This is a genomic window from Bradyrhizobium sp. (assembly GCF_049581145.1).
Taxonomy (GTDB): domain Bacteria; phylum Pseudomonadota; class Alphaproteobacteria; order Rhizobiales; family Xanthobacteraceae; genus Bradyrhizobium.
In genome coordinates, this window is sequence record NZ_JBAURI010000374.1 from 1 (window position 1) to 4544 (window position 4544).

Here is a 4544-nt window from a genome sequence, read left to right on the forward strand (position 1 = left end):
GCGCGCCCAGCGTCTCCGACAGTGGAACTTGCGGATTAGGCCAATGCAGCAGCAACAGATCGACCTCGGGCATGCGCAACTTCACCAGGCTTTCCTTGGCGGAGCGTTCGAGATCGTTCGGCGCGAAGTGATTGGTCCAGATCTTTGTGGTGACGAAGACGTCGTCACGCCTCACGCCGGACGCCCGCAGACCCTCGCCGACCTCGCGCTCGTTCTCATAGACCTGGGCGGTGTCGATGTGACGGTAGCCGAGCCTGAGCGCCTGCTCGACGATGCGCGCGCAGGTCCGCCCGCGCAGCTCCCATGTCCCTAGCCCTATCGCCGGGATTTTCGCGCCATTGGCCTCGACGACATGCATGGATGGAGACTCTAATTAATCAGGCTCCATTATGTCTCGCGAGAGCCACGCTGCCAACGAAAATGAAGGACAGCGCCGGTCAGCAAGGTCAGGATTTTGCCAGCGCGGCAAACACCGTCTCCGGGGCATGCGCGATGACGGCGAGCAGCGCCCGCGCCGGCCCGCGTGGGGCGCGCTTGCCCTGCTCCCAGTTCCGGATGGTTTCGACGGGAACGCCGAGTTTGGCGGCGAATTCCTGCTGGGTCAGCTGAGCGCGGCGGCGGAGATCGCGAACCTCGGGCGTGCCGGTCTCCGCAGCGGGCGCCAACGGTGCGGGCGCAAGCGGGAACTCCTGCCCGTCCCGCAATTCGACGATCCGTCCGTCCGCCTTCAGCCGCAAGCGCTGCATCGCATAATCCCTGCCCCGCGCGGGATCATCGTCGATACCGATTAAGACGCGATTAACGATAAAGTCGGCGATCGTGCGGATTAATTCAGGCCGAACCATAGCGTGGCAATGCCGAGGAAGGAGAAGAAGCCGACCACGTCGGTGACGGTCGTGACGAAGGTGCCGGAGGCCACGGCCGGATCGGCCCGTACCCGCTCCAGCCACATCGGAATCAGGATGCCGCCAAGCGCTCCGGCCACCAGGTTGCAGATGATCGCAAGGCCTATGACAAGACCGAGGCCGGGGATCCGGAACCAGGCCACCGCAGCAATACCGGTGATGATCGCAAAGGCGATGCCGTTGACGAGCCCGACGAGGCCCTCGCGGATCACGATGCGGAACGCATTGTTGGAGCCAAGTTCGCGCGTCGCCAGCGCCCGCACCGCCACCGTCATGGTCTGGGTGGCGGCATTGCCGCCCTGGCTCGCGACGATCGGCGCCAGCACCGCCAACGCCACCATTTTTTCCAGTTCGCCCTCGAACAGGCCGAGCACCGAGGACGCCAGGAAAGCGGTGCCGAGATTAACGAGCAGCCAGTTGAACCGGCCGCGCGCAATGGTCCAGACGCTGTCCGATAATTCTTCGTCGCTGGCGACGCCGCCGAGCGCCTTGATCTCTTCGTCCGCCTCGTCCTTGATCACGTCGACGACGTCGTCGACGGTGATGACGCCGACCAGCCGGTCTTCGCTATCGACGACGGGAGCCGCGACCAGATTGTATTTGCCGAACAACCGTGCCACGTCCTCCAGATCGTCGATGACGGCGACGCGGCGACGGTCGGCATCGATCAGTTCAGCCAGCGGCACCGGACGGCGTGAACGCAGCAGCGCGTCGAGCGCCACCGCGCCCTGCCAATGCTGCGCGCCGTCGACGGCATAGATTTCATAGAACCGTTCCGGCAGATCCCCCGTCTCGCGCATGTAGTCGATGGCCTGCCCCACGTTCCAGTGCGGCGGCACCGCGATGAAATCGGTCTGCATCCGCCGGCCGGCCGAATTTTCGGGATATTCCAGGCTGCGCTCCAGCGCATCGCGCTCCGACGGCGGCAGCTTCTCCAGGATTTCTTCCTGGTCCTCCTCGTCGAGCGCCTCGAGCAGTTCAACGGCATCGTCGGATTGCAGTTCGCGGACGCCTTCGGCGACGGTCTCCGGCTCGAGTTCTTCGAGGATTTCCTCGCGGACGGTGGTATCGACCTCATTCAGCGCCGAGAAGTCGAAATCGGTGCCGGTGAGTTCCACGAGGCTGACGCGATCGTCCGGTTCAAGCGCGGCGATCAAATCAGCGAGATCGGCTTCGTGAAGTTCCGCCACCACGGCGCGCAGAAAAGCCGCGTCAGCCGCCTTGATTGCGCGCGCGATTTCCTCGACAAACGCGCGTCGGATCTCGCCATCTTCCTCGCGCATCGGAAACCGATCGAGCACCGACGCCTCGGCGGCAGCGGCAACGTCGAAATGTTCGGCCATGACGCGCCTCGCCGGGTTGACAGCATGGAGCAACTCGATTGAGCTGCGATTCACGGATTACTCAATTGGCAACACCACGCGCAATGCCAAAGATGTCCGGACAGGGGTCCGCACGCAGGCCGATCGTCGCGCTGGGCCTGGCGCTGTTGCTGACCTGCCCGCTCGCTGCGCATGCGGCCGACTGCCCGCGCGAGGGCACGCTCGGAACATCGCGGATTCTCAGCGTCGATGCCGTCTCGTTCCCGCGCGTCGGCTTGAAGAGCTTTCCGCAAACGCTGCCGCTCAGGGATCACGAGGTCGTGCTGACGTTCGATGACGGACCGTGGCCGCCGACAACACCGAAGGTGCTGGCGGCCCTGGCGCAGGAATGCGTGCGCGCGACCTTCTTCCTGATCGGCAAGCCAGCCTCCGAGCACCCGGACCTGGTGCGGCGGATCGCGGCCGGCGGCAATACCGTCGGGCATCACACCTGGTTGCACCGCAGCCTGAAACAGATCGATCCAAGCGAAACCACCGACGAGATCAACCGCGGCATCGCAGCGGTGGAGATGGCGCTTCACGGCAAGGGGACCACGACACCCACGACGCCGTTCTTCCGGTTCCCCGGTTTCGAATCGACGCCTGCGACCCTCGATGAGCTGCGATCGCGCGGAATCGTCGTGTTCGGGGCCGATCTCTGGGCCAGCGACTGGAACCCGATGACGCCGAAGCAGGAATTGAACCTTTTGATCCACCGGCTCAACCAGGCCGGACGAGGCATCATCTTGCTGCATGATCCGAAGGCCAGCACCGCAGCCATGTTGCCGGCCTTTCTGCGCTATCTCCGGGATCACGACTATCACATTGTGCATATCGTGCCGACCGGTCCGGCCGTTGACTTTGACGGCGCTCCCTGATCTGAAACAGGTGGCGAAGTCGCATGGTTCAGGCCACGTTCATGGCGCGGCCGCGATCATCCGTCTTCCTGCTGGAATGCGCACGGTGCTTTATGGTCGGTAATGGTTTGGCTGGTGCCCGGGTCTGGTCGTTGACGGTCCTGTGTCTCGGACTTTTCGCCACTTCCGCCGCCCAGGCTGCCTCGAACGAAGCCTGCCCTGGCCATCCGGACGCAATCGGAACCTCACGCACCATCGTCGTCGATCCCCGCGAGCATCCGCGGATCGGCACCATGCAATATCCGGAAACATTGCCGCTGCGCGACCACGAGGTGGTGCTGACCTTTGACGATGGACCGCTGCCGCGCAACAGCAATCAGGTGCTGAAAATCCTCGCCGATCAATGCGTCAAGGCGACGTTCTTCATCATCGGCCAGCAGGCGCAGGCCAATCCGGAAGGCGTACGCAAATACGTCGCCGCCGGACATTCGATCGGAAGCCACAGCCAGCACCACCCGCTCACCTTCAACAAGATGTCGGCTGAGCAGGCCAAGGTCGAGATCGATGCCGGCATCGCCTCGATCACGGCGGCGCTCGGCGACCCCAACCAGCTCGCGCCGTTCTTCCGGGTTCCCGGACTGCTTCGCGCGCAGCCCGTCGAGGATTATCTGGGTTCGCGCGGCATTCAAATCTGGAGCGCGGACTTTCTCGCCGACGACTGGCGCCATATTCCGCCGCAACGCGTTTACGAACTCGCGATCAAGCGGCTTGATGCGATCGGCAAGGGCATCCTGCTGCTGCACGACATCCAGGCGCGCACGGTGGCGGCGCTGCCGAACATTCTGCGTGAGATGAAGGCGCGCGGTTACCACATCGTCCATGTGGTGCCCGCGACGCCGGAGCTGCCAGCGACGCCCACCGAACCCGAGCAATGGCAGCTGCATCCGCCCTCGGAAGATGTCGCGATATCGCATTGGCCAAAGATTCCCAATTTCGTTTTCGCCGAGGCCGGCGCCTCGCCTGCTCCGGCGCTCGCCGATTTCGATTGGCCTGACGCAACGTCGTCCGCGGAACCGTTCGAGCGCACAAGGCGGCACGGCGTGCCGCTACCGCAAGAGCCGCCGTGGCCGCGCCTGACGGCGGTGCCGCATGAGAACGCGGCAGCCTCACTGCCGGTCCCGGCCGAGAGCCTGTTTACCATCCCCGAACAGAGCCGCGCCACGCTGCAGCCGTTTCCGCTTCGTCCGCACCCACGCGATCAAGCGGTCTCGACCGCCGCGGTCGGGGATGCTGGCGGCCATGGCTCGGTCGCCGCGACCGAGCCGATGTCACGCGCGCGCTCCGGACCTCGCGGCCGCGAAACCCGCCATTACCATTACGCACACAGCCGAAGCCCAGCTGGCCGGAGCGCAGCGCAACAC

General features: G+C 64.6%; 5 protein-coding genes. 2 read left to right on the forward strand and 3 right to left on the reverse strand.

The genetic code is table 11. The annotated features are described in order from the left end of the window. The 3 genes from WCB02_RS12110 to mgtE form a co-directional block, all read right to left on the reverse strand. Positions 1–358 (reverse strand): aldo/keto reductase (locus WCB02_RS12110; RefSeq protein WP_423958441.1); only part of this gene is annotated, 358 nt, incomplete at its 3' end. Between the two features lie 88 nt (positions 359–446). Next, complete coding sequence (locus WCB02_RS12115; protein ID WP_423958442.1) at positions 447–746, reverse strand: helix-turn-helix domain-containing protein; 300 nt, start codon at positions 744–746, stop codon at positions 447–449. A gap of 80 nt (positions 747–826) precedes the next feature. Further along, positions 827–2248, reverse strand: coding sequence for a magnesium transporter (mgtE, locus tag WCB02_RS12120; RefSeq protein ID WP_423958444.1), 1422 nt, complete (start codon positions 2246–2248; stop codon positions 827–829). Positions 2249–2331: 83 nt separating this feature from the next. On the opposite strand from mgtE, the gene WCB02_RS12125 reads away from it, so the two are divergent. Next, positions 2332–3144 (forward strand): polysaccharide deacetylase family protein, encoded by an 813-nt coding sequence (locus tag WCB02_RS12125; RefSeq protein WP_423958446.1) that lies wholly within the window; start codon positions 2332–2334, stop codon positions 3142–3144. A gap of 92 nt (positions 3145–3236) precedes the next feature. Beyond that, the coding region (locus tag WCB02_RS12130; RefSeq protein WP_423958448.1) for a polysaccharide deacetylase family protein at positions 3237–4544 on the forward strand (1308 nt) is incomplete at its 3' end.